The following is a 4,327-nucleotide window of genomic DNA, read 5'->3' as shown; positions in this document are numbered from 1 at the left end:
GCGGATGATACACCACGTCCTTGCGCGGCGGCGCTTTGGAAACAATCACCAGATCCGCCTGATCTTCAATCAGCAGTCCCGTGGGATCAGGCTGAAAGCCGGACACAAGATCCATCTCCACCTCCGGCCACGCGATGCGAAATTCATCCATCGCCGGCATCAGCCAGTCAAAGCACGAATGGCACTCCACCGCGATGCGCAGCTGCCCCGCCTTCCCTTCCGCAATGCGCGCCACATCCCGCTCACACTGCCGCATCTGCTTCACGATCTCATGCGCCGTCCCCAGCAGCCGCTCACCCGCCGGGCTCAGCCGCAGCGGGCTGCTCTTCCGCTCAAACAACGGCACCCCCAGATGCGTCTCAATGCTCTTCACCTGATGCGACAGCGCAGGCTGCGACAGGTGTAGGCGCCGCCCCGCTTTGGAAAGGTTCCCCGTCTCAGCGAGGGCGATGAGGGCATGCAGATGGCGGATTTCAATCATGCCACCATCATAACCATTTTCGATGATGATCCACAAAACTCTCTGGATTGTTAATGCTCCATCCAGCGATAGTTATTGCGTCGCTATGAGCGACAACATCATTCACACACACAATCTGGGCTACCCGCGCATCGGCGAGCAGCGCGAACTCAAAAAAGCCACCGAAGCCTTCTGGCACGGCAAACTCTCACGCGAGGAGCTGGAAGCCACCGGCCGCCGTCTGCGCCGTGACAACTGGGCCAAACAGAGCGCCGCAGGCATCGACCTCATCCCCTGCAACGACTTCTCCTTCTACGATCAGATGCTCGATTTCTCCTGCCTCATCGGCAACGTGCCGCCACGCTTTGGCTGGAAAGGCGAAGACGTGGACCTCGACACCCTCTTCCTCATGGCCCGCGGCTCACGCGGCGAAGGCCACGAAGGCTGCACCCATGGCTGCAGCACGCATAAGGCGGCCTTTGCCTGCGAGATGACCAAGTGGTTCGACACCAACTACCACTACATCGTCCCCGAGTTCCGCGCCGACACCCAGTTCCGGCTCGTAGGCAGCAAAGTCTTCCGCGAGTTCGCCGAACTCAAAGCCCTCGGCCTCCGTGCCAAACCCGTGCTGCCCGGCCCAGTGACCTATCTCTCACTCGGCAAAGTACAAGACTCCCAAAACCCCGACTTCGACCGCTGGTCACTGCTCGACGGACTGGTGTCAGTCTATGAAAAAATCCTGCAACGCCTCGCCGAGCAGGGCGCCGAGTGGGTGCAAATCGACGAACCCGTCTTCGCGCTCGATCTCTCCCCACAGCAGCGCGATGCCGTCGTGGACGCCTGGCGTCGCCTCGCCGCTGCCGCCCCCGGCTTGAAGATCATCGTCGCCACCTACTTCGGCGCCCTGCGCGAAAATCTCCCTCTCTTCCTCTCGCTCCCTGCGCACGCCTTCCACGTGGATTGCGTCCGTGCTCCCGCAGAGCTGGATGAAGTGCTCGAACATCTGCCGCAGGATAAAATCCTCTCCCTCGGCGTCGTCGATGGCCGCAACATCTGGAAGAACGACTTCACCAAATCCCTCAAGCTGCTCACTGCCGCAAAGGCCACGCTCGGCACGCAGCGCCTCTGGGTCGCCCCTTCATGCTCGCTGCTGCATTCACCCGTCACACTCGCCTCCGAGCCCGCGCTCGATGCGCAGATCGAAAACTGGCTGGCCTTTGCCGATGAAAAACTCACCGAAGTCGTCACCCTCAGCGCCCTGCTGCGCGGCACCTCCCGCAGCGGAGTGCTGGAGGCCAATCAAGACGCCATCCACAGCCGCGCCACCAGCCGCCGCACGCACAATCCCGAAGTCCGGGCACGCCTCGCGCTCATCACTGATCAAGATGCCCGCCGCCACTCGCCCTTCTCTCAGCGCCAGCCCTTGCAGCACGCCCGTCTTGCCCTGCCCGAGTTCCCCACCACCACCATCGGCTCCTTCCCCCAAACCGCCGAAGTCCGCTCCATACGCGCCCGCTGGAAGAAAGGAGAGCTCACCACCGCCGAGTATGAAGTCTATCTGGAAAATGAAACCCGCGCCTGCGTCGCCTTTCAGGATGAGATCGGCCTCGACATGCCCGTGCACGGCGAGTTCGAGCGCAATGACATGGTCGAGTACTTCGGCGAGCAGCTCGATGGCTTCCTTTTCACCGCCAATGGCTGGGTGCAGAGCTACGGCACCCGCTGCGTGAAGCCCCCCATCATCTACGGCGATGTCAGCCGCCCCGCCCCCATGACCGTGCGCTGGGCCAAGTTCGCGCAATCCCTCACACCACGCCCCATGAAAGGCATGCTCACCGGCCCCGTCACCATCTTGCAGTGGAGCTTCGTGCGCGATGACCAGCCGCGCTCCGACACCACGCGCCAAATAGCACTCGCCATTCGCGATGAAGTCGTGGACCTCGAGTCCGCCGGCATCGCCGCCATCCAGATCGACGAGCCCGCCATCCGCGAAGGCCTGCCCCTGCGCCGCATCGACTGGGCATGGTATCTCGACTGGGCCGTCACCGCCTTCCGCCTCAGCGCCAGCGGCGTGCGCGATGACACCCAGATCCACACCCACATGTGCTACTCCGAGTTCAACGACATCACCTCCGCCATCGCAGATATGGATGCGGATGTCATCACCATCGAGACCTCCCGCTCCAACATGGAACTCCTCGGTGCTTTCGTGGACTTCAAGTATCCCAACGAAATCGGCCCCGGCGTGTACGACATCCACTCCCCGCGCGTCCCCTCCGTCAGCGAAATGGAAAACCTCATGCGCAAAGCCGAGGCCGTCATCCCCCGGCGCAATCTCTGGGTGAATCCAGACTGCGGCCTCAAAACACGCGGCTGGGCCGAGGTGAAAACCTCCCTCATCCACATGGTGCAGACCGCCAAAAATCTGCGAGCCACACAGCCGCAACATGCCGTGTAGTACCACGATCTATTGTAAACAGGTCTGTTTTTCTCTGCCGTGATCGCCCTTCTTCGCAGCAACCCCAAAGGGGTTGCGTAGTTGAACCCAGGGTCAGCCGAGCCTCAGCGAGGCGACCCTGGGTATGTCAGACAATCCGGTCAGCAAACCCAACGCTCCTCACCACCACGCCAGGTTCCAGCAGCGTCTGCAACGCACCCCGCCGCACGTCTCTCACGCGGGCAACCATTCACACCATCGTTCGATTAGCCGCCTCTGAAAACCCACGGCAACCGCCCTCAACAAACGGCCATTCATTTCAGGCCTGTCTTCAACGACTCTGAATCTAATCCGCCATGCACATCCAAGACATCCTCTCCGCCACTCGTGGCACCACCGCGTTCTCCTTCGAGTTCTTCCCGCCACGCACCCCCGTGGCGGTGCACACGCTGCAAAGCACGCTCGATCTCCTCGCGCCGCTGCGCCCCGCCTTTGCCAGCGTGACGTACGGCGCAGGCGGCGGCACCCGCGAGCTCACTCAGAGCCTCGTGTCAGAGCTGACGCAGAGCGATGTCTTTGATCCCATCCCGCACCTCACCTGCGTGGGTCACAGCGAGTCTGAAATCATGGCTCTGCTCACACGCTACGCCGCCGCCGGAGTCAGCAACATCCTGGCTCTGCGCGGCGATCTCCCTGCGGGCAAATCAGACAGCGGCGTCTTCACCCACGCCGCCGAGCTCGTGCGCTTCATCAAGCAGTTCAACGAGCGCGGCCTGCACCCGCACCCACGCGGCTTCGGCATCGGCGTCGCCTGTTTTCCCGAAGGCCATCCCGCCACGCCCAATCGCATGACCGAGATGGATCACCTCAAAGCCAAGGTCGATGCCGGAGCCGACTGGCTCTGCACCCAGGCCTTCTTCGACAACGCCACTTTCCACGACTTCCGCGACCGCTGCACACTCGCAGGCATCACCGCGCCCATCCTCGCCGGCATCCTCCCTCTCACCACCGCCACCGGCATGCAGCGCATGGCCGCACTCGCCGGCGGCATGCACTACCCCGCCCGCCTCATCCGCGCCCTCAACCGCGCTGGCGATGATCCCGAAGCCTTCCGCCGCATCGCACTCCACCACGCCACCGAACAATGCGCCGACCTCCTCGATCACCACGCCGACGGCATCCACCTCTACACACTCAACCAAGCCCAGCCCGTCCTCGGCATCTTCTCCAGACTCGGCCTCTGCCGTAGTGCAGCCGCAATCGACTAGGACTGGAGTAGGTGTACACCCCATCGCGCCCCCGCTCTCCAGTGCCTAGTTTTGTGACCATGAAAGACCCCGTCTACAAAACCATCGAACTCACCGGCACCTCCTCCACCACCATTGAAGACGCCGTCAACAAAGCCCTCAAGCGCGCCCACAAAACCATCA

General features: G+C 62.5%; 4 protein-coding genes. 3 read left to right on the top strand and 1 reads right to left on the bottom strand.

The genetic code is table 11. The features are described 5' to 3' along the window. The coding region (locus tag WAW39_RS27390; protein WP_422322430.1) for a LysR family transcriptional regulator at nucleotides 1-481 on the bottom strand (481 nt) is incomplete at its 3' end. Between the two features lie 85 nt (nucleotides 482-566). Here WAW39_RS27390 and metE point away from each other — a divergent pair. The 3 genes from metE to WAW39_RS27375 all read left to right on the top strand — a co-directional run. Further along, the gene (gene metE / locus WAW39_RS27385) at nucleotides 567-2,918 is read left to right on the top strand and encodes a 5-methyltetrahydropteroyltriglutamate--homocysteine S-methyltransferase (RefSeq protein WP_422322428.1); all 2,352 of its coding nucleotides are present in this window, start codon (nucleotides 567-569) and stop codon (nucleotides 2,916-2,918) included. Between the two features lie 335 nt (nucleotides 2,919-3,253). Further along, nucleotides 3,254-4,165 carry a methylenetetrahydrofolate reductase gene (locus WAW39_RS27380; RefSeq protein WP_422322426.1) on the top strand — a complete coding sequence of 304 codons (912 nt, stop codon included), beginning with the start codon at nucleotides 3,254-3,256 and terminating at the stop codon, nucleotides 4,163-4,165. Nucleotides 4,166-4,224: 59 nt separating this feature from the next. Further along, nucleotides 4,225-4,327, top strand: a 103-nt coding sequence (locus WAW39_RS27375) for a dodecin family protein (protein WP_422322432.1), incomplete at its 3' end; no start/stop codon positions are given.

The organism is Prosthecobacter sp., assembly GCF_049294395.1.
Classification (GTDB): domain Bacteria; phylum Verrucomicrobiota; class Verrucomicrobiia; order Verrucomicrobiales; family Verrucomicrobiaceae; genus Prosthecobacter.
This window is presented reverse-complemented; position numbering and strand designations above follow the sequence as displayed.

Excerpts from the sequence above, each read along its gene's own strand:
- metE (WP_422322428.1), top strand. The coding sequence starts at position 567 with ATGAGCGACAACATCATTCACACACACAATCTGGGCTACCCGCGCATC.
- WAW39_RS27380 (WP_422322426.1), top strand. The coding sequence starts at position 3,254 with ATGCACATCCAAGACATCCTCTCCGCCACTCGTGGCACCACCGCGTTC.